The organism is Novosphingobium aureum, assembly GCF_015865035.1.
In the GTDB taxonomy this organism is placed as follows: Bacteria; Pseudomonadota; Alphaproteobacteria; order Sphingomonadales; family Sphingomonadaceae; genus Novosphingobium; species Novosphingobium aureum.
Window position 1 is genome coordinate 224,416 of the sequence record NZ_JADZGI010000003.1, and the last position, 22,370, is coordinate 246,785.

The 22,370-nt window shown below is 66.7% G+C and carries 20 protein-coding genes; 12 read left to right on the forward strand and 8 right to left on the reverse strand.

The genetic code is table 11. From position 1 onward, the window contains the following. Nucleotides 1-9 precede the first annotated feature (9 nt). The 4 genes from I5E68_RS16565 to I5E68_RS16580 all read right to left on the reverse strand — a co-directional run bounded on the left by I5E68_RS16565 (nt 10) and on the right by I5E68_RS16580 (nt 5,732). A complete protein-coding gene (locus I5E68_RS16565; protein ID WP_197166066.1) occupies nt 10-720 on the reverse strand; it encodes an SDR family NAD(P)-dependent oxidoreductase in 711 nt (236 codons plus the stop codon). Further along, the gene (gene yaaA, locus I5E68_RS16570) at nt 717-1,469 is read right to left on the reverse strand and encodes a peroxide stress protein YaaA (RefSeq protein WP_197166068.1); all 753 of its coding nucleotides are present in this window, start codon (nt 1,467-1,469) and stop codon (nt 717-719) included. Before yaaA ends, I5E68_RS16565 begins: the two co-directional genes overlap by 4 nt. Nucleotides 1,470-1,550: 81 nt before the next feature. Then, nucleotides 1,551-3,110, reverse strand: coding sequence for a family 43 glycosylhydrolase (locus tag I5E68_RS16575; protein ID WP_197166070.1), 1,560 nt, complete (start codon nt 3,108-3,110; stop codon nt 1,551-1,553). A 204-nt stretch (nt 3,111-3,314) separates the two neighbouring features. Further along, nucleotides 3,315-5,732 carry an outer membrane protein assembly factor BamB family protein gene (locus I5E68_RS16580; RefSeq protein ID WP_228727290.1) on the reverse strand — a complete coding sequence of 806 codons (2,418 nt, stop codon included), beginning with the start codon at nt 5,730-5,732 and terminating at the stop codon, nt 3,315-3,317. Between the two features lie 240 nt (nt 5,733-5,972). On the opposite strand from I5E68_RS16580, the gene I5E68_RS16585 reads away from it, so the two are divergent. Further along, nucleotides 5,973-6,536, forward strand: coding sequence for a DUF4136 domain-containing protein (locus I5E68_RS16585; protein WP_228727291.1), 564 nt, complete (start codon nt 5,973-5,975; stop codon nt 6,534-6,536). Here I5E68_RS16585 and I5E68_RS16590 read toward each other — a convergent pair. Next, nucleotides 6,533-6,973, reverse strand: coding sequence for a MarR family winged helix-turn-helix transcriptional regulator (locus I5E68_RS16590; protein ID WP_197166072.1), 441 nt, complete (start codon nt 6,971-6,973; stop codon nt 6,533-6,535). The two genes, I5E68_RS16585 and I5E68_RS16590, sit on opposite strands and share 4 nt — an antisense overlap. Before the next feature lie 92 nt (nt 6,974-7,065). Here I5E68_RS16590 and I5E68_RS16595 point away from each other — a divergent pair, with 92 nt between their 5' ends. After that, nucleotides 7,066-7,377 carry a DUF3861 domain-containing protein gene (locus tag I5E68_RS16595; RefSeq protein ID WP_197166073.1) on the forward strand — a complete coding sequence of 104 codons (312 nt, stop codon included), beginning with the start codon at nt 7,066-7,068 and terminating at the stop codon, nt 7,375-7,377. Nucleotides 7,378-7,605: 228 nt separating this feature from the next. Here I5E68_RS16595 and I5E68_RS16600 read toward each other — a convergent pair whose 3' ends face one another. The 3 genes from I5E68_RS16600 to I5E68_RS16610 all read right to left on the reverse strand — a co-directional run bounded on the left by I5E68_RS16600 (nt 7,606) and on the right by I5E68_RS16610 (nt 10,379). After that, nucleotides 7,606-8,640, reverse strand: a complete 1,035-nt coding sequence (locus tag I5E68_RS16600) for a DNA topoisomerase IB (protein ID WP_197166074.1) — start codon at nt 8,638-8,640, stop codon at nt 7,606-7,608. Between the two features lie 170 nt (nt 8,641-8,810). Next, entirely contained in the window at nt 8,811-9,758 is a 948-nt protein-coding gene (locus I5E68_RS16605; RefSeq protein ID WP_197166075.1) for an alpha/beta hydrolase, read from the reverse strand. 174 nt (nt 9,759-9,932) lie between these two features. Next, nucleotides 9,933-10,379, reverse strand: coding sequence for a (R)-mandelonitrile lyase (locus I5E68_RS16610; RefSeq protein ID WP_197166076.1), 447 nt, complete (start codon nt 10,377-10,379; stop codon nt 9,933-9,935). 283 nt (nt 10,380-10,662) lie between these two features. On the opposite strand from I5E68_RS16610, the gene I5E68_RS16615 reads away from it, so the two are divergent. From I5E68_RS16615 to I5E68_RS16660, 10 genes are all read left to right on the forward strand, one after another. Next, nucleotides 10,663-11,163 (forward strand): (R)-mandelonitrile lyase, encoded by a 501-nt coding sequence (locus I5E68_RS16615; protein ID WP_197166077.1) that lies wholly within the window; start codon nt 10,663-10,665, stop codon nt 11,161-11,163. Nucleotides 11,164-11,290: 127 nt separating this feature from the next. Continuing rightward, a complete protein-coding gene (locus tag I5E68_RS16620; RefSeq protein WP_197166078.1) occupies nt 11,291-12,199 on the forward strand; it encodes a LysR family transcriptional regulator in 909 nt (302 codons plus the stop codon). 145 nt (nt 12,200-12,344) lie between these two features. Further along, complete coding sequence (locus I5E68_RS16625; RefSeq protein WP_197166080.1) at nt 12,345-13,394, forward strand: NAD(P)-dependent alcohol dehydrogenase; 1,050 nt, start codon at nt 12,345-12,347, stop codon at nt 13,392-13,394. A gap of 64 nt (nt 13,395-13,458) precedes the next feature. Further along, entirely contained in the window at nt 13,459-14,223 is a 765-nt protein-coding gene (locus tag I5E68_RS16630) for an SDR family NAD(P)-dependent oxidoreductase (protein WP_197166089.1), read from the forward strand. A gap of 33 nt (nt 14,224-14,256) precedes the next feature. After that, nucleotides 14,257-14,490 (forward strand): tautomerase family protein, encoded by a 234-nt coding sequence (locus I5E68_RS16635; RefSeq protein WP_197166091.1) that lies wholly within the window; start codon nt 14,257-14,259, stop codon nt 14,488-14,490. A gap of 121 nt (nt 14,491-14,611) precedes the next feature. Then, the gene (locus tag I5E68_RS16640; protein ID WP_228727292.1) at nt 14,612-15,352 is read left to right on the forward strand and encodes a carboxymuconolactone decarboxylase family protein; all 741 of its coding nucleotides are present in this window, start codon (nt 14,612-14,614) and stop codon (nt 15,350-15,352) included. Nucleotides 15,353-15,434: 82 nt separating this feature from the next. Further along, entirely contained in the window at nt 15,435-16,202 is a 768-nt protein-coding gene (locus I5E68_RS16645; RefSeq protein WP_197166094.1) for a glucose 1-dehydrogenase, read from the forward strand. 277 nt (nt 16,203-16,479) lie between these two features. Further along, on the forward strand, nt 16,480-18,078 hold the full coding sequence (locus I5E68_RS16650; RefSeq protein ID WP_197166096.1) for a GH39 family glycosyl hydrolase: 1,599 nt from the start codon (nt 16,480-16,482) through the stop codon (nt 18,076-18,078). Nucleotides 18,079-18,104: 26 nt separating this feature from the next. After that, complete coding sequence (locus I5E68_RS16655) at nt 18,105-19,748, forward strand: family 43 glycosylhydrolase (protein WP_323982200.1); 1,644 nt, start codon at nt 18,105-18,107, stop codon at nt 19,746-19,748. 263 nt (nt 19,749-20,011) lie between these two features. Continuing rightward, a complete protein-coding gene (locus tag I5E68_RS16660) occupies nt 20,012-22,267 on the forward strand; it encodes a TonB-dependent receptor (protein WP_197166098.1) in 2,256 nt (751 codons plus the stop codon). The last annotated feature ends 103 nt before the right edge of the window (nt 22,268-22,370 follow it).

The following is a 22,370-nucleotide window of genomic DNA, read 5'->3' on the forward strand; positions in this document are numbered from 1 at the left end:
GACCCTAGCTCAGGGCTGGATTTCTTTGCCCTCGTAGTCGAACAGCTTGCCGCTGTCGGGCACTTTCAGTTCCTCGATCACGTCGAGCAGCTGCAGCGCCGCGCGCTCGGGGTCGAACAGGCGCCCCGGTGGCACGTTGCCCTGAAAGGGCTGCGAGAGCGGTGTATCGACAGTGCCCGGGTGCAGCGCGACGACGATCGAGCGCGAATTGCGGCGGCGTTCCTCGATCGCGAGGTTGCGCACCAGCATGTTGAGCGCGGCTTTCGATGCGCGATAGCCGTGCCATCCGCCCAGCCCGTTGTCGCTGATCGAACCGACCCTGGCCGAGAGCGCGGCAAAGACCGGCCGCCCGACCTTGGGCAGCAGCGGCAGGAAGTGCTTGGCGACGAGCACCGGCCCGATCGCGTTGACCGCGTAATTGCGCGCGAGCCACTCGCCGTCGAGATCGCGCAGCGCCTTCTCTGGGCCAAGGTCGCCTTCGTGGAGCAGCCCGGTGGCAACGATCACGAGGCTTGGCGGCGGGCCCTTGGCGACATGCCCGGCAGCCGCCACGATGCTCGCCTCGTCGGTGAGGTCGAGGTGCTGCGCCCCCTCGCGCGAGCGGGCGAAGCCGTGGACGACGTCGAAGGCGCCTTCCTCGATCAGCGCCGCCTCGAAGGCCGCGCCGATCCCGCCCGATGCGCCGATGACGACTGCGCTGGAGGCACCCTTGGCGCTCATGCGCGGGTGAAGCGCCAGCGGTCGGGCTCGCTCTCGTCGGCATCGAAGCGGTAGCCGTCGGTGTCGAAGCCGCGCATCGCGTCGATGTCGGAGATGTGGTGCTCGCACATCCAGCGCGCCATCATGCCGCGCGCGCGCTTGGCGTTGAACGAGATGAAGCGCGGGCCGTTGGGGCCGGGCTCGCGGAACTCGACCTCGATCACGCGGATGCCCTCGAGCCGGCCCTTGACCGCGGCGAAGTATTCCTGGCTGGCGAGGTTGAGGATCGCATTGGAGCCTTCCTGCGCCACGGCCTCGCGCAAGTGCGCGGCGATGCGGTCGCCCCACCAGTCGGTCAGGCTCTTGGCGCGCGGCGCCCAGCGCGTGCCCATCTCGAGGCGGTAGGGGCGGATCGTGTCGAGCGGGCGCAGCAGGCCGTAAAGGCCCGAGAGCAGGCGCAAGTGGTCCTGCGCGAAGACCACGCCCGGCTCGTCGAGCGTCCAGGCATCGAGCCCGGTATAGACGTCGCCCGCGAAGGCGAAGAGCGCCTGACGCTCGGGCAGCTCGGGGAAGTCGCGGAAGCGATCGGCGTTGAGCTTGGCGAGCTTGGGCGAGATGTGCATCAGCTCGGCCAGCTTCTTCTGCGTGAGGTTCGACGCCGATTTGGCAAGGCTGCCCGCCTCTTCGGCGAAGTGCGGCCGGGTGGCATCGAGCGGCGGGAGTTCGCGCTCGAAGTCGAGCGTCTTGGCGGGGGAAAGCAGGGCGATCATCGCTGCGGGACCTAGCGAGCGGGCGGCCCCCCGTCAAACCGGCAGGAGGCCAGTGCGATCCGCTCGCTGGTCGAGATCGCGCTATTCGACGCGGGGCCAGCCCTGCGCGTCGAACACCAGCTTGTTGAGCCCGAGCTTGGGCGCCCCATTCCGTGCGCCGTCGTAGTAGTGATAGACGAGCACCGGCCCGTCCGGCCCTTCCATCACGCTCTGCCCGCCCGGTCCGAAGACGTCGCCGTGAGTGGAGAGCAGGATCGTCCCGCCGCCCTGCATCAGGTCGAGCCCGCCACGGTCGAGGAACGGTCCGGTCGGGCTGGTCGAGCGCCCCACGATGATGCGATACTTGCTCTGGGTGCCCTTGCAGCACTCGTTGATCGGCGCGAAGTAATAGTAATAGCGCGTGCCGTTGACCATGCGCGGGAAGATGTAGGGACCTTCCTCGCCCGCATCGCGCCGCGCGATGTCGTAGATCGTGGGGTTGGACGCGAGGCGCAGGCCGGTCGCGGGATCGAGCTGGAGCACGTGGATGCCGTCCTCCCACGAGCCGAAGGCCATCCACCAGTTGCCCGCATCGTCCATGTAGGGCGCCGGGTCGATAGCGTTGAACCCGGTGGTGCACCCGGCAGTCGTACCGCAAGAGGCGATGATCTCGCCGGCGTCGGTCCAGGGTCCGTCAGGGTACTTGCTGGTGGCGAGCGCGATCACCGCCTGCGCGCCCTGATTGGTGCCCGCCTGCGAAGGCGTCGCGTAGATCGGGATCGAGTAGTACTGGTAGTAGGTGCCATTGGCATACATCACGCTGGGCGCCCAAAGGTCGGTGCGCCCGCCCGAGCCGGTGGTATTCTTGCTCGCCCACCACGGAAAGTCCGAGGTGAAGATGCCGGTGGTCATCTTGATGAAGGTGACCATGTCGGTCGACTTGGCCAGCGTGTTGTGCGTGCCGTAGAGCCAGTAGGTGCCCGAGGGATCGCGGATCATGTCGGGGTCGTGGACGTCGGTCCCGGTGCCTGCCATCGCCTGTGGCAGCGGGTAGGCGCGGGTATCGGTCACGTTGAGCGTCCACTCCTGCGCGGCCGAGCCGCTCGAGCGCGCGGTCTGGATGGTCGCCCCGGCACCGTCGGCCTGGAGATAGAGACCACTGTTGATGTTCTTGATCAGGTAGTTGCCGTTGGCCAGCGCGTAGAACGACCATAGATGGTCGGCGGTGCCGTTGTCGGCCCATTGCAGCGCTGCTGCGCCATCGGCGGTCGAGGCCCCCGAGATGCCCAGAACCTGATGGCTGAGCATGTTCTCGACATTGTACTGGCCGCTCGCCATCGGCATCACGTGCCAGCGCTGCGCCGCCGAGCCGTCAGCCACACCGGTCGCCACCGCCGCGCCTGCGACCTGGCTGGCACCGGCGATGCCCAGCACTTGCCCGCTGGCGGCATTGGCGATCTCGATCTGGTAGGTCGTGCCGACAGAACTGAGCTGCGGGGCCGGTGTCGGAGTGGGGGTCGGCGTCGCGGTCGCAATCGGGCCGGGGGTTCCCGAGGAGCCGGAATCGCCGCCTCCGCAACCCGGCAAAGCCAGCAACGCCATGGCCATGGCAGGCAGAAGAACGCGCGTGCGCGAACGCGCGGCGCCGAACGGCATGATCATCTCGATATCCCTCCCGTGCGGGCCCTCTTCGCGGCCCTATTACTCTGACAAGTTATTAGGGAGATATCTGTTCCGGAGTCAACCGGAGAGGGCCAACGTCGCCAGATACGACGAAAATGACCCCATCGAGCGCGCACGCGGCCCGCCGCGCGCTACAATGCCATGGCTTTATGGTCTGACTTTTCGAGACGGCAGGCAGGCCCGTCAGTTACGCTTTTTCCCGGTCAGGCCGAACGTGCCGAAGGGACCGGAACGCGTTTCGCCTTCCATCTTCGCGCCCTTGACCAGCACGTCGTAGCTCACGTCCATTTCCATCGGTTTGGTCGCCTTGCCCGCGAAGTGCGCGCGGCCCTTGGCGACCCGGCCGGTGACGTTCATGTCGCCCTGATCGGAAGTAACGCGGCCGGTCAGCGCGGCGCCCTCGGCCGCGAGGACCAGCACCGCGTCCTGATCGCCCAGCGGCGTTGCTATGGTGATGTCCCAGGTGCCTGCGTAGGCGGCAGGCGGTGCGCCGCCGCTCGCGGCCTTGCGCGCGGCGGCTGCCTTGCGCTGCGCGGCCTCGGCCGGGACCTGATGCGAGCGGGCGCGCAGGTAATGCCGGATCGCCTCGACCTCTGCCTTGCCGAGCCTGGGGAAGGGGGGCATGCCATTGGCGCGCAGGGCGCCTTGCGAGACGACCATCGCGAAGCTGTCGCCATCGAGGATCAGCGGCGAATAGCGCAGGTCCGGCGCCGCGCCCCCGCCCACGGCATTGTAGCCATGGCAGGCAAGGCAGCCGGTGATGCCATAGAGGATCGCGCCGCGCTCGGCGGTCTTCGGGTCGGCGGTGAAGCCCGGGTCCTGCGGCAACATGCGCTTAGGCGGCTTTGCCGGGACGTAGGCGTCCTTGCCGCCCAGCGCGAAGGTGAGGACCTGGCGCTGCAATGTATAGTCGGTCCGGTAGTCGGCATTGCCCAGCGACATCACGCCCGCGCCGTTGCCGCCCATTCCGGTGATCACGGTCACGTATTGCACCCCGTCCAGCGCATAAGTGATCGGCGGGGCGACGATCGGCGCGCTCGTCGGCCAGCTCCAGACTTCCTCGCCACTGCGCGCATCGTAGGCGACCAGCTTGCGGTCGACCCGGCCCTGGAACACGAGATCGCCCGCAGTCGCCATGACTCCGCCGGGCCATGAGCCGGGCAGGTCAACCGTCCATGCCGCCTTCTGCGCCACCGGGTCCCAGGCCTTGAGATAGCTGGTGCGGTTGAGCGGGTCCTCGAGATCGACCTCGGGCAGCATGTTCACGCCGATGCCGAGGCCCAGTTCACCCCCGCTGTCGCCGCTGCCGATCAGCGCGCCCTGCTCGATGACGGGGATGTAGACCAGCCCGGTGCGCGGCGAATAGGCCTGCGGCAGCCAGTTGTGCGCTCCGGTCGGCCCGGGCCACATCTCGACCATGCCCTTGACGTTCTCGTAGCGCGCGACCTGCGGGTTCTCGACCGGACGCCCGTCCTTGCCGATGCGGCTCGCCCAGGTCACCTTGGCGATCTTCTCCGCAGAGATGAGTTCGCCGGTCTCGCGGTCGAGCACGTAGAAGAAGCCGTTCTTGGGCGCCTGCATCAGCACCTTGCGCGTCTTGCCCCCGATCTCGACCGTCGCCAGCGTCATGTCCTGCGTGGCGGTGCAGTCCCACTGTTCGGCCGGGCAGACCTGATAGTGCCAGCGATAGGCCCCGGTCTCGGCATCGACGGCGACGATCGAGGCGAGGAACAGGTTATCGCCGCCACCGGGCGAGCGCTTGCGGTGCGCATAGGGAAAGCCGTTACCAACGCCGATGTAGACGAGGTTCAACGCGGGATCGTAGCTGAAGGCATTCCACGCCGTGCCGCCCCCGCCCTTGCCGTACCAGTCGCCCTTCCAGGTCGGTGCGGCGATCTCCATCGCCCGGCTTTCCGCTGGTTGCGAGGGGTCGCCGGGAACGGTGTGAAATCGCCAGGCAAGCTTGCCGCTGGCCAGGTCGTAGGCCGATACCCAGCCCCGGATCGCCGAGACGTCGGCACCGCCATGCCCGACGATAACCTTGTCGCCGAAAATGCGCGGCGCGCCGTTCATGTTGCGCTGCTCGTCGGGTCCGAAATCGCGCGTCTTCCAGATCTCGCGCCCGCTCTTGGCATCGAGCGCGACGACGAAGCCGTCGGTCGTCGCCAGCACGAGCCGCCCCTGCGCATAGGCCAGCCCCTTGTTGCCCCAGCTGAAGTGCAGCGGGATGCGCGCCCGTTCGCGCGTGCCCCCGTCGTATTCCCATGCCAGCCTGCCGCTAGCCGCCTCGAAGGCGCGGATGTGCGAATGGCCGGTGGTCACGAAAAGCATGCCTGCCGCGGCGACCGGGCTCGATGCCGAATAGCCCGGTTCGAGGTCGAAGTGCCATGCCAGCGCGAGATCCCCCACGCTGTCGGTGTCGATCTGCGTCAATGGACTGTAGTGCTGCTCGCCTTCCGTGCGGCCAAAGCCGGTCCACTCCTCGGGATCGCCGAGGGCTGTGGGGTCCTCGGGATGGGCAGGCCGCTCGTCGCAGCCCGCAAGCAGCAAGCCCATCGCCGTCATCGCGGCCACGGCCAGCATCATGGCCTCCCGGCGCATATCCCCTCCCTCGCACTTGTCCTGTTCTCGTTACCTGCCGGGATGCGGCGTACGCGTGCGCGCGTGCAACGCGGCGCGCGCGATATCGCCGTGCCGATGGAGCAGGGGAGGGACGCGGTGGATAGCCCTCCCGCAAAACCTAGGGAGAACCCCGATGGGCATTACCCGAGGTCTCGTGTGATCCCTGAGGCGAGCGATCCGGCCGTGCCGGACCAGCAAGCCTTACCGGAAAGGGTCACGATGATTGCAAAGTCTCGCACCATGCTGCTGGCGCTCGCGTGCGCCATGCTCGCCGCATGCTCGACCACGCCGCGCCCTCAGTTCAGCAGCGAGGCGGCACCGGGCATAGTCCTGGCCGACTACAAGACCTATTCCTGGGCCTTTCCCCGGCGCGGGGGCGGCAATCCGTTCATCTACGAGCGCGTGCAACAGGCGATGGACGCGAGCCTCGCCGCTGCGGGCTATACGCTCGTCGCCGAGGGGCAGGGCGACATGGAACTGGCTTTCACGCTGGGTGCGCGCGACCGTGTCGACGTGACCGACTGGGGCCCGGTCGGAGCCTACTATCCTGCCTATGGCCGGGGTTATCGCTATGGCTGGGCCTATCAGTACAACCAGGTCGACGTGCGCAACGTGACCGAGGGCTCGCTCGCGCTCGACGTGTTCGACGCCAAGACCGATCGCCCGATCTGGCACGGCATCGCCGCCGCCCGGATCGGCTCGCGCGATGCTCCGGGCGATGCCCTTATCCGCTCGGCAGTCGACGGTCTGGTCGAACGCTTCGTCGCTGCCGGAGGGCGCTAGCCCCCCGGCGCGGGGTGGCTGCGCAAGGTCGCGAGCGTCCTTGCCAGAAGCGCGGCAAGCTGCGCCTGCTCGTCGCAGTCAAGCTCGCTGAAGGCATTGTCGAACACGGCCTTGCGCTGCTCCTCGATCATCGCGCGCGCACGTTCGGCCTGAGGCGTTACGTAAAGGCGCTGGCTGCGCCAGTCGCTCTCGTGTGCCTCGCGGTGCAACAGCCCGCGCTCTGCGAGCTGCTTGATCGCGCGTGCGACCTGCGCCTTGTCGCGCTGCGTGGCCTGCGCCAGTTCCTGTTGCGAGATGCCCGGAGACAGGCCGACCGCACGCAGCACACGCGCCTGGAACGGGGCGAGGTCCAGTTCGCGCAGTGCCGGCATCTGCTCGAGATGGAGCTGGACCGCGAGGGTCAGCTCGCGAAGCAGGTCAGGCAGCGTCTCTTTCATCCGCGCATGTTACCCGATCGGTTGACTCTATCAATCGATCTTGTCAGTTGATACTTATCAACCGAAACCTCCCACTATCGAAGGCCCGAGCCATGCCACACCGTTATCGCGTCACGCTTATCCCGCTCGAAGCCCATGGTTCCGTCCGCGAACCGGATGCGCCACTGCCGGAAATGGTATCCTTCGAGATCACCAACCACGACGAGATCACCGCTCTGATCACGCGGATGGAAGGCAAGGCCATGGTGCCGCAGAGCGAGGCCGCGGAGTTCATCGTCGGGTTGAAGCTGTTTTCCGAAGTGCTGATCCGTCACCGCGCCGAGCCGATCTTCGCCGAACTCGCACCGCATTTCCGTAGCTTCATGAAGGCACTCAAGGCATCTCCGGCCCGTGAAACGGTCTGAGGTAGCGCCTGCAAAAGACTAAAAAGACGTATTTTTCGTACACGGGGCGAGCAGGCACCGGTATGCCGGAGGCGTCGGGCGGAACCCAGCACATCCGGTCCAAGGGCGACCTCGACTGGTGCATATCATTTAACATAAGATGTATTATCGAGCCAGTGCCGGCTTGCCCGACTCGCCCGAACAGAGCGCATCTGCCCCCTCGGACAAGTCTTATCTGAGAGGCTGCACTCAAGCGCCCTCCACACGCGTAAGGAAAGCAGCCAGCCCGCGTTCGTGCCGACTCAGCCATTTGGTGCGACGCGGCAGATGTCCTTCGCGCAAGGCCTCGGGCGACCCGCCGACCGCGTCGATCAGAGCCGGGTGGATGTAAGCCTTGCGGGCCATCGCAGGCGTATTGCACAAGTGTGTCGAGACATGGTCGAGCATGGCCTTGAGGGTCGGCCGCTCGGGCGCCTCCTCGCGCAGCCATGTGAAGGCCAGAACGCTCGCGCGCCAGGTGCGAAAGTCCTTGGCGGTATAGTCGCTGCCCGAGGCCTCGCGGATATATTCGTTGACCAGGCTCGAGGTGATCGGGTGGAAATCGCCTTGCTCGTCGCGATAGCGGAACAGGGCCTGCCCCGGCAGGTCCATCACCTGCCTGACGAAGCGCAACAGTCCCCGGTCCGAGACGGTCATCTCGCAGGTCCGGCCCGACTTCGCCTTGAAGCACAAGTGCAGCCCGTCTCTCGCGATGCGGGCGTGACGGCGACGCAGCGTCGTTGCGCCGAAGCTGCCGTTCTCGCGCGCATAGTCGGCATTGCCGACCCGGATGCGCCCGGTATCGAGCAGCCGCACAACCGAGGCGATGGCCCGCTCGCGGGTCAACTTGCGCCCGGCAAGATCGTCCTGAACGCGCGAGCGGATCGCGCCCAGCGCCTCGCCGAAAGCGGCACAGGCGGCGAACTTGAGCGCGTCGCGGTGAGCGCTGAAGTCTGGGTGATAACGATACTGGCGGCGCCCTGCGGCATCGAGCCCGGTGGCCAGGATATGGGCATTGGCAATGGGCGCGTACCAGGCATCGGTGTAGGCGGGCGGGAGCGCGATGGCATCGAGTCGCTGCACCGTCGCGCGGTCGCGGATGCGCTTGCGTCCGGTATCGTAGTAGCCGAAACCGTGCTTGAGCGCCCGGCGCGAGAAGCCCGGCTCGGACGGATCGACGTGCACCAGTCCGAGGCGTTCCCCCGCCTCGAGTGCGTCCTTGGTATCCTGCGTAATCGCGAGCATCGCGCCTATGGTGTCCCTGCAGTTGATCCACCAGATCAAGCCGCCAGCCTGCGCCCCGGTTCCTGCGCAAGCGCCAGACTGCGCGTGAAACGCGCTGCACAAACGAAAAGGGCGACCCGCACGGGGCCGCCCTTCGCTGTTTCGTAGTCCCGGGCCCTGCCCGCGGACGCTTACTTCAGGTTGTCGTTGAAGAAGCTTTCGATCGCATCGAACGGGATCACGTCGGTCTTGTCGTAGAGATCGACATGGTTGGCGCCCGGCACGACATGCAGCGTGATGTTCTCGCCGTTCGCGACGTCCTCGCTGAAGTAGGCCGAGTGCGCGACCTCACCCATGACCAGCATCGCCTTGCGCGGCGCGATCCAGTCGATCTTGTCGAGCAGCGGAAAGTTCATGAACGAGGGGCCGCTGGTCATCGTGAACTGCGCGATCGAGTTGGGGTGATAGCCGCGCGGACGCGAATAGAACTCGCCGAACTCGGTGCCGACGGGGTTGTTCTCGGCGTCGAGCTCGAGCAGCGCGCCGCGCGGGGTCAGCGTGGCGGGCTCGCCCTCGAACTCGGCATAGCGGTGCTCGGCGATCTGCGCGAGCTGGGCCTTGCGGTCCTCCTCGGTGAGCGAGCCGCCGAAGCCCTCGGCATGCATGCGCGAGATATCGTACATGCTGGCCGTCGCGATGGCCTTGATGCGCGGGTCGACCGAAGCCGCGCTGAGCGCGAAACCGCCGCTGCCGCAGATGCCCAGCGCGCCGATCTTCTCGCGATCGACAAAAGGACGCGTGCCGAGGAAATCGACCGCGGCGTGGAAATCCTCCACGAACACGTCGGGCGACGACAGGTGCCGGGTCTCGCCCTCGCTATAGCCGTTGTACGAGGGATCGAACGTCAGCACGACGAAGCCGCGCTGCGCCAGCTCGTTGGCATAGACGCCTGGGCCCTGCTCCTTCACGCCGCCATAGGGCGCACCGATGACCAGCGCCGGGGCGGGCTTGGTGTCGTCGAAATCGGCGGCGATGTAGAGATCCGCCGAGATCGAGATGCCGTAGCGCGTCAGGTAGTTGACCGGGGTGCGCGTGACATTGTCGCTGAGTTCGAAGATGTAATTGTCGGCAAGTGCCATGATTTTCTGTCCATCTTTGTCTGTGTGGGTCTGTCTGTGTGGCGGGCGCACACCCGCGCCCGGCGCGCCTGCATTGCGGCGCCGTCCACCGTTTTGACGTCAGTCCCCGGTGCGACCCGAGGGCTGGGATGCTCGCGGCATGCCCCGCCGGGGGGCGAGGCTGCCGCCTTGGGTTCAGTCCTTGACGACCGGACCGGCGAGGTAGTCCTCGTCGCTGACCGCTTCCATCCAGTTCACCGGGCTTCCGTCGATAGCCTCGGTGATGGCGATGTGCTGCATCGCGGTCTTGTCGGTGGCGCCGTGCCAGTGGCGCTTGCCGCAGTTGCACCACACGGTGTCGCCGGCGCGAATTTCGGTCTTGGCGCCGCCCTCGCACTGGTGCCAGCCCACACCCTGGGTGACGATCAGCGTCTGGCCGGCGGGGTGGGTGTGCCAGTTGGTGCGCGCGTTTGGCGCGAAGTTGACGATTGCATAGCCGCCGCGCGCAGGAGCGGGCGGGTTGAAGATGCGGTCGATGCGCACATCGCCGGTGAAGGTCTCGGCCGGACCCTTGATGGCCTCTGCCGAACCGTTGCGAAGGATGACTGCATCCTGCTTGGTGAGATCGTTGCTGTCGCTCATTGTCTGCTCCTGGACTGTGATCCCGCGCCGGGCATGAAGCGGAGGGGCTCGGGGGGGACCGTGGATTGCCCTCCATCTGGGCCTTGCAGCGGACTCCGACAACGGCCCGACCCCTCTACACAGTGTTGAGCACTGCTCATGGACCCGGTTCGGCCAAGCTGCGTTAGAGGAGCGTAACACATCGCGCCTGCGACAGCTTGCATCCTGAACTGGGGGGTGGGCCAGACCAACCCCCGCTCCCGGCAAGACGACGCAGGCGTGACCAAACTGGAGATCTGTCCCGATGCCGAAAATCGCACTCGTCGCCACACTCGCGGCGGCAGGCCTCGCCGTCACCGCTGCTCCTGCCTTGGCGCAGGATACGTCCGCCACTGCCGACCAGGTCGTCGTCGACCAGGCGCAGGTCAAGGTCAATCCCGGCCCCGCCGACTTCTTCACCGGCAAGGCCTGGGTCCGCTCGCTCACCTCGCCCACCCAGCCCGGGCAGGCCGGCACCGCGCTCGTCACCTTCGAGCCGGGTGCGCGTTCCAACTGGCACACCCACCCCGCCGGACAGTCCCTTTACGTGACCAGCGGCTGCGGCTGGACCGAGGCCGAGGGACAGGCACCGCAGCGCATCTGCGCGGGCGACATGGTCTATGTGAAGCCGGGCGTTCGCCACTGGCACGGCGCCACCGCGAGCGAGACGATGACCCACGTCGCAATCACCGAGTCGCTCGACGGCAAGAACGTCGTCTGGCTCGAGCCGGTCAGCGACGCCGACTACACCGGGCCCACTAACTAATTTCGCCAACTGACATCGACAAATGACATCGACAAATGACTGGGACCCGGCTCCCGGTTCACGGCTGCGCGCGGCATGGTTGCTGCGCGCAGTTGCCGTTCGGGCGACAAGGGCCCATTAGGAAGCCATGTCCATAAGTCGCACCGACATCGCCGATTTCTCCTACTTCCTCGCGATCGCGCGCCATGGAAGCTTCCGCAAGGCCGCGTTGGAGATCGGGGTCAGTCCGTCCGCGCTCAGTCACTCGCTGCGCGGGCTCGAGGAGCGACTCGGCGTACGCCTGCTCAACCGCACCAACCGTTCGGTCACGCTCACCTCGGCGGGCGAGGAACTGCGCGACGCCATCGTCGACCCGTTCAACCGCATCGACCAGGCACGCGATGCGCTCAACCGTTTCCGCGACACCCCCGCCGGACGCATCCGCCTCAACGTCGCCGCCGATGCCGCAGCCCTGCTGCTCTCGCCGGTGATGCCCGAGTTCATGGACCGCTACCCCGACGTCGAGGTCGACATCGTCTCGTCTAACCGCATGGTCGATGTCGTCGCCTCGGGCTTCGATGCCGGTATCCGCTATGGCGGCACCGTGCCCGAGGACATGATCGCGCAGCGCCTCTCGCCCGACATCCGCTGGATCGTCGCCGCCGCGCCCAGCTATCTCGAACGCTTCGGCGCCCCGCAGACCCCCGATGATCTGATGCAGCACCGCTGCCTCGGCGTCCGTCTCGGCGACGATCGCATCTATCGCTGGGAGTTCATGGGCAAGGAGGAAGAGTTCGACATGGCCGTGCCCAGTCGGATCACCGTCGACGAAAGTCGCTCGATGGTCTCGATCGCGATCGGCGGCGGCGGGCTGATGTACGGCCCCGAACCCGTCGTCACGCCCTTCATCGCCAGCGGCCATCTGCAGATCGTGCTCGATGACTGGGCCACCACCGGGCCCGGTTTCCAGATCTACTATCCCAGCAGGCGCCAGGTTCCCACCGGCCTGCGCCTGCTGATCGAGCTCATCCGCGAGATCGCACCGCTGGGGCGCTGAACAGGCGCGAAGCCCCCGCATCGGGGCAAGGGCGCGATGGATGAATTGATCTCAACGCTCCATCGCACCGACGACGGCTAATCCTTCTCGCCTGCCTGTCCTATCTGGGAAGCCAACAAGAGCCCCCCAGACGAAGGACATTTTCATGACCAAGGCTTACGGCGCCACCGCCGCCGACCGTCCGCTCGAACAGCTGACCATCGCGCGCCGCGCTCCCGGGGCGCACGACGTCGCCATCGCCATCGACTATTGCGGCGTGTGTCACTCCGACCTGCACACCGTACGCGGCGAATGGGGCGGCACGCTCTTCCCCTGCGTTCCCGGCCACGAGATCGTCGGACGCGTCACCGCCGTCGGCGAGCATGTCAGCGATTTCTCGGTCGGCGACGTCGTCGGCGTGGGTTGCATGGTCGACAGCTGCCAGACCTGCGCGCCGTGCGAGGCGGGCGAGGAGCAGTACTGCGAAGCGGGCATGACCCCGACCTACAACGGATCGTGCGAGGAAGCGCCCGGCCACACGCTCGGCGGCTATTCGCAGGACATCGTCGTCAACGACAAGTTCGTCCTCAAGGTGACCCATCCCACCGAGCAGCTTGCCGCGGTCGCGCCGCTGCTCTGCGCGGGCATCACCACCTATTCGCCGCTGCGCCACTGGCAGGCGGGTCCGGGCAAGAAGGTCGGCATCGTCGGGATCGGCGGGCTCGGCCACGTCGCGGTCAAGCTTGCCAAGGCGATGGGCGCGCACGTCGTCGCCTTCACCACGTCGGAAAGCAAGCGCGAGGATGCGCTGCGTCTGGGCGCCGACGAGGTGGTCGTCTCGCGCAACGGTGACGAGATGGCAGCCCATACCGGCAGCTTCGACTTCATCCTCGACACCGTCGCCGCCAGCCACCAGCTCGACGCCTTCACCGGCCTGCTCAAGCTCGACGGCACGCTGACGCTGGTCGGCCTGCCCGACGCGCCGCACCCCTCGCCCAACATCGGCTATCTCATCATGGGCCGTCGCTCGATCGCAGGCTCGCTCATCGGCGGCATCGCCGAGACGCAGGAGATGCTCGATTTCTGCGCCGAGCACGGCATCACCGCCGATGTCGAGATGATCCGCGCCGACGGCATCGACGAGGCCTACGAGCGCATGAAGCGCTCGGACGTGAAGTACCGCTTCGTCATCGACATCGCGACCATGGACGCCTGAGCCCCCGACATACGGCGCGCGGCCCGTCCTTCCTCCCCCCGATACGACCTGAGGAGTTTCTCCCATGAACCCGACTTATGATTTCACCGGACAGGTGGCCCTCGTCACCGGTGCTGCCTCCGGCATGGGCCTGGCCGCCGTCGAGGCCTATGCCAGGGCCGGCGCATCGGTCGCCATGCTCGACAACCGCGCGGATGCTCTCGCCGAGGCGGCCAGGGGCCTGACCGACCAGGGCTTCACCGTGTTGCCACTGACCTGCAACGTGCTCGAGGCGAGCGAAGTCGAGGCCGCCGTCGCCAAGACCGTCGAGACCTACGGCCGGCTCGACATGGCCTTCAACAACGCAGGCATCCAGAGCGACGTCGCCGACCTTGCCGAGACCGAAGTCGAGGCCTTCGACCACATGACCGGCATCAACCTGCGCGGCGTGTTCCTCGCCATGAAGTACGAGCTTCAGCAGATGAAGAAGCAGGGCTCGGGCGCGATCGTCAACAACTCCTCGCTCGGCGGCTTCGTCGGCGTTCCGGGGCGCTCGACCTACCACGCCGCCAAGCATGGCGTGCACGGGCTGACCAAGACCGCCGGGCTCGAATATGCCGCCCAGGGCATCCGCGTTAACGCGGTTGCGCCGGGCATCATCAATACCCCGATGGTCGCCGAGATGATGGAGCGCGAAAACGCCGTCGACGCCATGATGCGCGACGTGCCGATCGATCGCCTGGGCACCGCCGAGGAAGTCGCCAATGCCGTGATGTGGCTCTCGAGCCCGGGCGCCAGCTTTGTCGTGGGCCACGTCATCGCGGTCGACGGCGGCTACGTCGCGCGCTGATCCCGAATAGCGCAAGCAAGCGAGGATATCCCGATGCCCCACGTCGCGATCAAGATGTACCCCGGTCACAACGCTGCCGAAAAGCAGGAACTGGCCGACCGCGTCACCGCCGCGATCATCGAGACGCTCGGCCATGGTGCCCAGTCGATCTCGGTGGGCATCGAGGACGTCTCGCCATCGCAATGGATGAAGAGTGTCTACGCGCCTGAAATCGAGGCGAAACGCAAGACGCTCTTCAAGCGCCCCGGTTACGGCCCACTGGCCTGACCGGCGAAGCGCCGACGCGACGGTGAGCACAATTCACCGTCGCGTCGCAGTTTCATCAGCGCTGCAAGCCGGACCCCAAGCGCACGCATGCGCGTTTTCTTGCAGAACACTGGAGAAAATCATGAACAAGAGCCTTCTTGCAGCCGCAGCCGCTGCGGCCCTGCCCGGCGCAGCCAGCGCGGAATCCGTCGCCCCCGACTACATGCAGCGCGCATCACCCGCGCTGGCGCGCTACACCGACGACGTCCTCTTCGGCGACTTGTGGAAGCGCGACGAGCTCAGCCCGCGCGACCGCAGCATGGTCACCCTCTCCGTGCTGGTGGGCACCGGCAAGAGCGCGCAGATCCGCCCGCACCTCGAACGCGCGCTCGACAATGGCGTGACCCCTGTCGAGATCGGCGGGCTCATCACCCAGCTTGCGTTCTACTCGGGCTGGCCCAACGCGGTTTCCGCGGTCAAGATCGCCGATGAAGTCTTCACCGAGCGCGGGATCGAGGCCTCGGCCATCCAGCCCGCCACGACCGAGCTCAACGCCAAGCCCGCCAACGACGGCGAACGCGAGAACGCGGTGAAGAACGGTGTCGGCAAGATCGCACCGACCCTGGCCGAGATGACCAACGAGGTGCTCTTCGACGAGCTGTGGCTGCGCCAGGACCTCGCTCCGCGCGACCGCAGCCTCGTCACCATCGTCGCGCTGACCGCAGGCGGCGATGCCGACCAGCTCGGCTTCCACCTCCAGCGCGGGATCGAGAACGGCCTGACCCGCGAGGAGCTGGGCGCCGCGATGGGCCACCTCGCCTTCTACGCCGGCTGGCCCAAGGCGTTCTCGGGCGCCACAGCGCTGGGCAAGCTGGGCAACTGATCTTTCCCGGGCGGCGCGCTCTCCCGACCGGCTCTCTCCCGATGCCTGCGCCGCCCACCCCTCCCACAGGATGATTTTCCGGATGAACGTTTCGTTTGATTTCGCAGGCAAGGTCGCGCTGGTAACCGGCGCGTGCTCGGGCATGGGTCTCGCTACCGCGCGCGCCTTCGCCAAGGCCGGTGCCAAGGTGGTCGTCGCCGACATCGACGAGGCCGGCCTCAAGAGCCTCGCCGACGAACTCGAGGCCGCTGGCGCCAAGGCCCTGCCGGTTGTCTGCGACGTGGCCGACGACGCGCAGGTCGCGGCGATGGTGGACAAGGCGGTCGAAGCCTTCGGCGCACTCGACATGGCCTACAACAATGCCGGCGTGCAGCCGGTCCCGGCCGAGATGGCCGACCAGCAGCTCGACGACTACGAGCGCGTCATGGGCATCAACCTGCAGGGCGTGTGGTCGTGCATGCGCCACCAGCTCGCGCAGATGCGCAAGCAGGGCAGTGGTGCGATCGTCAACTGCTCCTCGGTTGGCGGCCTCGTCGGCGGCAAGTCGCTGGGCATCTACTATGGCTCCAAGCACGGCGTGCTGGGCCTGACCAAGAGCGCGGCGATGGACTATGCCAGCCAGGGCATCCGCGTGAATGCGGTGTGCCCGGGCACCATCGACACCCCGATGGTCTCCAAGATGATGGAAGAGCAGAAGGAGGCCATGGACGACCTCATGAAGCTCCAGGCGATCGGTCGTCTCGGCAAGGCCGAGGAGATCGCCGAGGCCGTGCTGTGGCTGTGCAGCGACGGCGCCAGCTTCGTCCACGGCGTCGGCCTTCCCGTCGACGGCTGCTTCAGCTGCAACTGATCCAAGGGCCGCAATCCCGCAGACCTCCCTCCCCCTCATGCGGGACCAGCGGCCCCAGGCGGGGCCCCGGGCGCGACAGCGTCCGGGGCCCTTTTGCCTTGCGCAAGCGAGGCGAGGTCCGAGGTTATCGCTATCACCGGGCGAGTGGTCCCGGTGAAGAAACGCCAAACCGAACCGTCGAGCCTGATCGATCCAATCCCCCTTGCTCCGTAAAATGATTGCGCTACCATCTAAGGAACGGTAGGCGTCAGACCAACGACAGGGGATGGAGAGGATCATGAAACGAGCAAGCCGCGCGTGTTTCGCACTTGCGCTGGGCCTGGCAGGCAGCCTGGGGGCGAGCCCCGTCCTTGCCAAGACACCCGCCGCAAGCGCGACGCAGGCGACGCGTACCGTCGCCATCGACGCCGCCGCCACCACCGGCCCGCTCGATCCCTTCTGGGACCTCTCGGTCGGCTCGGACTTTCCGGGAACGCTGATCCGGCCCGACAGCCAGGCGCAGCTTCAGGTCGCCTCGGACGAACTGGGCTTTCGCTACATCCGCTTCCACGACATCTTCCACGACACGCTGGGAACGGTGAAGGAACTCGACGGGAAGATCGTCTACGACTGGAGCGGCATCGACCGGCTCTACGACGCGCTGCTCGCCAGGAACATCCGCCCCTTCGTCGAGCTCGGCTGGACCCCGGCGGCGATGCGCACCTCCGACCTCCAGCTGTTCTACTGGAAGGGCAACACCTCGCACCCGCAGGCGGACAAGTGGCGCGATCTCGTCCATGCCTTCGTCACGCACCTGCGCCAGCGCTACGGCGCGGCCGAAGTGCGCCGCTGGTACTTCGAGCTGTGGAACGAGCCCAATCTCGACGGCTTCTGGGAAGGCGCCGACCGCGATGCCTACTTCGCGCTCTATGCCGATACCGCGCGCACCATCAAGGCGATCGACCCGGCCCTGCGCGTCGGCGGTCCGGCGACGGCGGGCGCGGCCTGGGTGCCCGAGTTCCTGAGCTACGCCAAGGCCAACGGCCTGCCCGTCGATTTCGTCGCCACGCACAGCTACGGCGTCGAGGGCGGCTTCCTCGACGAGGAAGGCAAGCAGGACACCAAGCTCTCGGCCAAGCCCGACGCGGTGATCTCCGACGTGCTCGACGTGCGCGCCCAGATCGAGGCCTCGGCCTATCCGGGCATCCCGCTGTTCTTCACCGAGTGGAGCACGAGCTACACCCCGCGCGACTTCGTCCACGACAGCTACATCTCGGCACCCTACATCCTCTCGCGGCTCAAGGGCACGCAAGGCGCGGTCGAGGGCATGAGCTACTGGGCCTATACCGACCTGTTCGAGGAGCCCGGCCCGCCGCCGACCCCGTTCCACGGCGGCTTCGGCCTCATGAACAAGGACGGTATCCGCAAGCCCGCCTGGTTCACCTACAAGTACCTCCACGCCTTGCGCGGCGATGCGCTTGAGGTGAGCGACGCGCAGACCTTCGCCGCGCGCGAGGGCAAGCGGGTGGCGGCGGTCATCTGGGACTGGCAGCAGCCCGAGCAGAAGCTGAGCAACAAGCCCTTCTACACCCGGCTCGTGCCCGCGACGAAAAGCCGCACCGTGGACTTGCGCCTCACCAATCTCCAGCCCGGCACCTATCGCCTGCAACTGCACCGCACGGGCTATCGCCACAACGACCCGCTCTCGGCCTATATCGACATGGGCATGCCCGAACGGCTCGATGCCGACCAGCAGGCCCTGCTCGAGGCCGAGACCGCAGACCGGCCCGAGAGCGACCGCGTCGTCTCGGTCGCCAGCGACGGCACCTTGTCGGTGCCGATCCCGATGCGCAGCAACGACATCGCGCTCGTCACTCTCGAGCCTTATACCAACTAACCCGCCCCCGACCGGAGACTGCCCCTGTGACCCTATCCCGCCGCGCCCTGTTCAAGGGCACCGCCACCGGCGCCGCAGCCGGAACTCTCGCCGCGTCTTCGGTGCCGCTGGCGGCCAGGTCGCTGGCCCGGATGCCCGAGGGCTGGGCCGCGGGCGCAGACGGCCAGCGCAAGGCGGACCTTGGCAACGGCCATTTCCGCAACCCGGTGGTCGCGGGCGACCATCCCGATCCCTCGATCCTCAAGGACGGGGACGTCTACTACATGACGTTCTCCTCGTTCGATTCCTATCCCGGCCTCGTCATCTGGCGTTCGACCGACCTTGTGAACTGGGCCCCGGTCGGCCCGGCGCTCCATACCAACATCGGCACCGTATGGGCGGTCGACATCTGCAAGCACGAGGGCCGCTACTTCATCTACATCCCGGCAGCCCCTGCGGGTAAGCCCTGGGGCATCTACGCGATCTGGGCGGATGACATCGCCGGACCGTGGAGCGAGCCGGTCGACCTGAACATCCCGGGCTGCATCGATCCGGGCCACATCGTCGGCGAGGACGGCAAGCGCTACCTCTTCGTCAACGGCATCCGCAAGGTGCGCCTCACCGACGACGGCCTTGCCACCGACGGCGAAGTCGGCCCCGCCTACGATCCCTGGCGCTATCCCGAGGACTGGGTGGTCGAGAACTTCGCCCCCGAAGGGCCCAAGCTGCTGCGCCGCGGCGAATGGTTCTACATCGTCACCGCCGTAGGCGGCACCGCCGGCCCGGTCACCGGGCACATGGTCATCACCGCGCGCTCGCGCTCGGTCCACGGCCCCTGGGAGCATTGCCCGCACAACCCGATCGTGCGCACCACCAGCGTCAACGAACCGTGGTGGTCACGCGGCCACGCAACGCTGGTCGAAGGGCCGCGCGGCGACTGGTGGATGGTCTACCACGGCTACGAGAACGGCATGTACACGCTCGGGCGCCAGACGCTGCTCGAGCCGATCCGCTGGACCAAGGACGGCTGGTTCGAGGCCATCGGTGGCGATCTCTCGCAGCCGCTGCCGATCCCGGCGGGCGGCAAGCCCTCCCCCTCGGCCCCGCCGCTCTCGGACGATTTCGCGCGCAATCGCATGGGCACGCAGTGGTCGTTCCACGCCCCCAAGGCCGAGGACGGCGCGCGGGCCAGCTATAGTGACGGTGGTCTGGTGATCGCCGCGAGCGGAACCTCGCCCGCCGATTCCAGCCCGCTCACCTGCATCGTGCCCGACCGCAGCTACGCCGCCGAGATCTCGCTCGACCTCATCGGCGCGGGCGCCGAGGCGGGACTGCTGCTCTATTACAACGACAAGGCCTTCGTCGGGCTCGGTCACGATGGCGAGAAGCTCAAGCTCTTCGAATATTCGCAGGAACTCGAATGGGCCGCGATCCCGCTGGAGGCGCGAAACCTGCGCCTGCGCGTGACCAACGAGGAAAACGTGCTGACCTGGCACTATTCCATCGACGAGGGCGCGACCTGGCAGCGCCATGGCACGCGCATGGAAGTCTCCGGCCTCCACCACAATGTCTTCGGTGGCTTCCTCGCGCTGCGCATCGGCATCTACGCGGCTGGCGATGGCGCGGTGCGGCTTCGCGACTTTGCCTACAAGGGGCTTTCGCGCCCGCAAAATCGGCTCTCGCAGACTTGACCTCGCGCCGGGCCGAGAGACCCGGCGCCGGATACTAGCCCCGCAAAAAGAACAGGTTGCCGACGAGCCCGGCCTGCTGCAACGCAGCGGGCACGAGCCGTCGCGCCCTGCGCTTTCGCGGCCCTCGAAGCCTCACCCAAAACACCGATTAAACCACCTGACCTACAAATTAGGTTAGGTGACTTAGACAGCTCTCCCCGTCCATAGGATCGCAGCGGTTAAGCCGGATGAACCGGCGCCGCGCCAATTCAAGGGAGAGGTTCATGGTGTCGTTCCGCGCCATTGCGGTTGCTTTGCTTGCGTCCAGTCTTGCCACGAATGCCTATGCGCAGGACGATACGTCCGCCGCAGGCGAGGCCCCGGTCGCTGCATCCAACCCCAACGAAATCATCGTTTCCGCACGCCGCCGCGCAGAATCGATCCAGGATACCCCGGTCGCGGTCACCGCCATCACGCCGATGCAGCTCGAAGCCGTCGGCACGACCACGCTGGCCGACATCCAGGGTCTTGCGCCCAACACGCTGATCACCACCCAGTCGACCGGCGCGGCCACCGCCAACATCTCGATCCGCGGCATCGCCTTCGCCGACGTCGACAAGAGCTTCGACCCGGCGGTCGGCGTCAACGTCGATGGCGTCTACATCGGCACCTCGACCGGCCAGATGCTCGACTTCTTCGACATCGAGTCGATCGAAATCCTGCGCGGCCCGCAGGGTACCTTGTTCGGCCGCAACACCATCGCGGGCGTGATCAACGTGCGCCGCACCCGTCCGACCGGCGAATGGGGCGGCAAGTTCGAAGCCTCGATCGGTTCCTACGGCCGTGTCGGCCTGCGCGGCATCGTCAACGTGCCGGTCGTGCCCGACCTGCTCGCGGTCAAGCTGTTCGAGATGCATGAGCAGAACGACGGCTACCTGCGCGATGCCGACACCGGCAAGCACGTGGGCGGTTCGAACAGCGAGAACTTCGGCATTTCCGCGCTGCTCACGCCCTCGAACAATTTCGACGCGCTGCTCACCCTCGAACAGCAGGAATCGGACTTCGACCCGCGCCAGGGCTCGCTGATCCAGCCCGGCGACGTGTTCTGCGGCGCGGTGCGTGCCGATGCCTGCGGACGCAACAACACCGACGACATCTACACCGTCTTCGATCCCGGCTTCACGCCTTACGGCAAGTACCGCTCGCGCGCCGCGATGCTCGAGATGAACCTTGACCTGGGCTTCACCGAGCTGACCTCGGTCAGCTCGTACCGCGAGAGCGACGAGGACCAGCGCCAGGACTTCGGCAGCGTCGGGCTCTACGATGCACTGCGCCTGCAGACCTACTGGCAGGCCAGCCAGGAACTGCGCGCCGCAGGCGACCTGTTCGACGGCTTCGACTATGTCGCTGGCCTCTACTACTTCGAGAGCAAGTACAACCTGCAGCAGTACAACTCGGTGTTCTTCGCACCGCGCTTCCTGACCCAGGACACCACCGGCAAGTCGCGCTCCTATGCCGGCTTCGTCGACCTGAACTGGGAAATCGCACCTGGCCTGCGCATCTCGGGCGGCGGCCGCTACACCAAGGACCGCAAGACCCTGGCCAACGCGACCATCGCCGATCCCGATGGCAACCTGGGCATCTCGGCAAGCGAGAGCTGGAGCAAGTTCACGCCCAAGGTCGGCGTCGACTACCGCCCCAGCGACGAGTTCATGGTCTATGCCAGCTGGTCGCGCGGCTATCGCTCGGGCGGCTTCAGCGGACGCGGCCAGACCTTCTTCTCGGCGACCACGCCTTACGATCCCGAGCTGGTCGACGCCTACGAGCTGGGCATCAAGTCCGACCTGTTCGCGGGCCTCGTGACGCTCAACCTCGCCGGGTTCTACACCGACTACACCAACATCCAGCAGTCGACCACGATCACCGCCGACACCGCGCAGGGTAACGAGACCATCGTCACCAACGCGGCCGGCGCCAAGATCAAGGGTGTCGAAGCGGACCTTACCGTGCGCCCGGCCTATCGCTGGAACCTGCGTACCTCGGTCGGCTACACCGATGCCAGCTTCGGCGACTTCCTCTCGTCGGTGCCGGTCGGTGGCGAACTGCGCCAGTTCGACTATTCGAACGTCGACCTGATCTACGCGCCCAAGATCACCGCAGCGGTCTCGACCGACTACACCTTCGACGCCGGTCCGGGTGAGCTCAGCCTGAGCGCGACCTTCCGCTACCTCTCGCGCTACGACCAGCAGATCGCCGCCGATCCGGCGACGGTCATCCCCGACAGCGGTGTCGTCGTCGTGGAACGCAACGATCCGCGCGTGCGCTCGGACAACCAGTACCTCGCCGATGCCAGCATCTCCTACGTGATGCCGATGGGCCAAGGCGATGCCAAGGTGCGCTACACGCTGTTCGCCCGCAACATCTTCGACGATCGCGGCACCTCGACGGCCTTCACCGTCGCCGCCTTCCCGACGCTCTGGGGCTTTGCCGCGGCACGCGAGCCGCGCGTGTTCGGTGCCCGCGTCGGCTTCGAGTTCTGACTTTCACAAAATCCTGACGGTAATCCTCCCGAGGGCAGACTTGGCCGCCGCAAAGCATCGCGCTTTGCGGCGGCAATTTCTTGTCCGGGTTTCTGACAGGGCC

Bases quoted from the DNA above. Each gene is read 5' to 3' on its own strand.
- I5E68_RS16565 (WP_197166066.1), bottom strand. From the start codon at position 720: ATGAGCGCCAAGGGTGCCTCCAGCGCAGTCGTCATCGGCGCATCGGGC.
- yaaA (WP_197166068.1), bottom strand. From the start codon at position 1,469: ATGATCGCCCTGCTTTCCCCCGCCAAGACGCTCGACTTCGAGCGCGAA.
- I5E68_RS16575 (WP_197166070.1), bottom strand. From the start codon at position 3,110: ATGATCATGCCGTTCGGCGCCGCGCGTTCGCGCACGCGCGTTCTTCTG.
- I5E68_RS16580 (WP_228727290.1), bottom strand. From the start codon at position 5,732: ATGCGCCGGGAGGCCATGATGCTGGCCGTGGCCGCGATGACGGCGATG.
- I5E68_RS16585 (WP_228727291.1), top strand. From the start codon at position 5,973: ATGATTGCAAAGTCTCGCACCATGCTGCTGGCGCTCGCGTGCGCCATG.
- I5E68_RS16590 (WP_197166072.1), bottom strand. From the start codon at position 6,973: ATGAAAGAGACGCTGCCTGACCTGCTTCGCGAGCTGACCCTCGCGGTC.
- I5E68_RS16595 (WP_197166073.1), top strand. From the start codon at position 7,066: ATGCCACACCGTTATCGCGTCACGCTTATCCCGCTCGAAGCCCATGGT.
- I5E68_RS16600 (WP_197166074.1), bottom strand. From the start codon at position 8,640: ATGCTCGCGATTACGCAGGATACCAAGGACGCACTCGAGGCGGGGGAA.
- I5E68_RS16605 (WP_197166075.1), bottom strand. From the start codon at position 9,758: ATGGCACTTGCCGACAATTACATCTTCGAACTCAGCGACAATGTCACG.
- I5E68_RS16610 (WP_197166076.1), bottom strand. From the start codon at position 10,379: ATGAGCGACAGCAACGATCTCACCAAGCAGGATGCAGTCATCCTTCGC.
- I5E68_RS16615 (WP_197166077.1), top strand. From the start codon at position 10,663: ATGCCGAAAATCGCACTCGTCGCCACACTCGCGGCGGCAGGCCTCGCC.
- I5E68_RS16620 (WP_197166078.1), top strand. From the start codon at position 11,291: ATGTCCATAAGTCGCACCGACATCGCCGATTTCTCCTACTTCCTCGCG.
- I5E68_RS16625 (WP_197166080.1), top strand. From the start codon at position 12,345: ATGACCAAGGCTTACGGCGCCACCGCCGCCGACCGTCCGCTCGAACAG.
- I5E68_RS16630 (WP_197166089.1), top strand. From the start codon at position 13,459: ATGAACCCGACTTATGATTTCACCGGACAGGTGGCCCTCGTCACCGGT.
- I5E68_RS16635 (WP_197166091.1), top strand. From the start codon at position 14,257: ATGCCCCACGTCGCGATCAAGATGTACCCCGGTCACAACGCTGCCGAA.
- I5E68_RS16640 (WP_228727292.1), top strand. From the start codon at position 14,612: ATGAACAAGAGCCTTCTTGCAGCCGCAGCCGCTGCGGCCCTGCCCGGC.
- I5E68_RS16645 (WP_197166094.1), top strand. From the start codon at position 15,435: ATGAACGTTTCGTTTGATTTCGCAGGCAAGGTCGCGCTGGTAACCGGC.
- I5E68_RS16650 (WP_197166096.1), top strand. From the start codon at position 16,480: ATGAAACGAGCAAGCCGCGCGTGTTTCGCACTTGCGCTGGGCCTGGCA.
- I5E68_RS16660 (WP_197166098.1), top strand. From the start codon at position 20,012: ATGGTGTCGTTCCGCGCCATTGCGGTTGCTTTGCTTGCGTCCAGTCTT.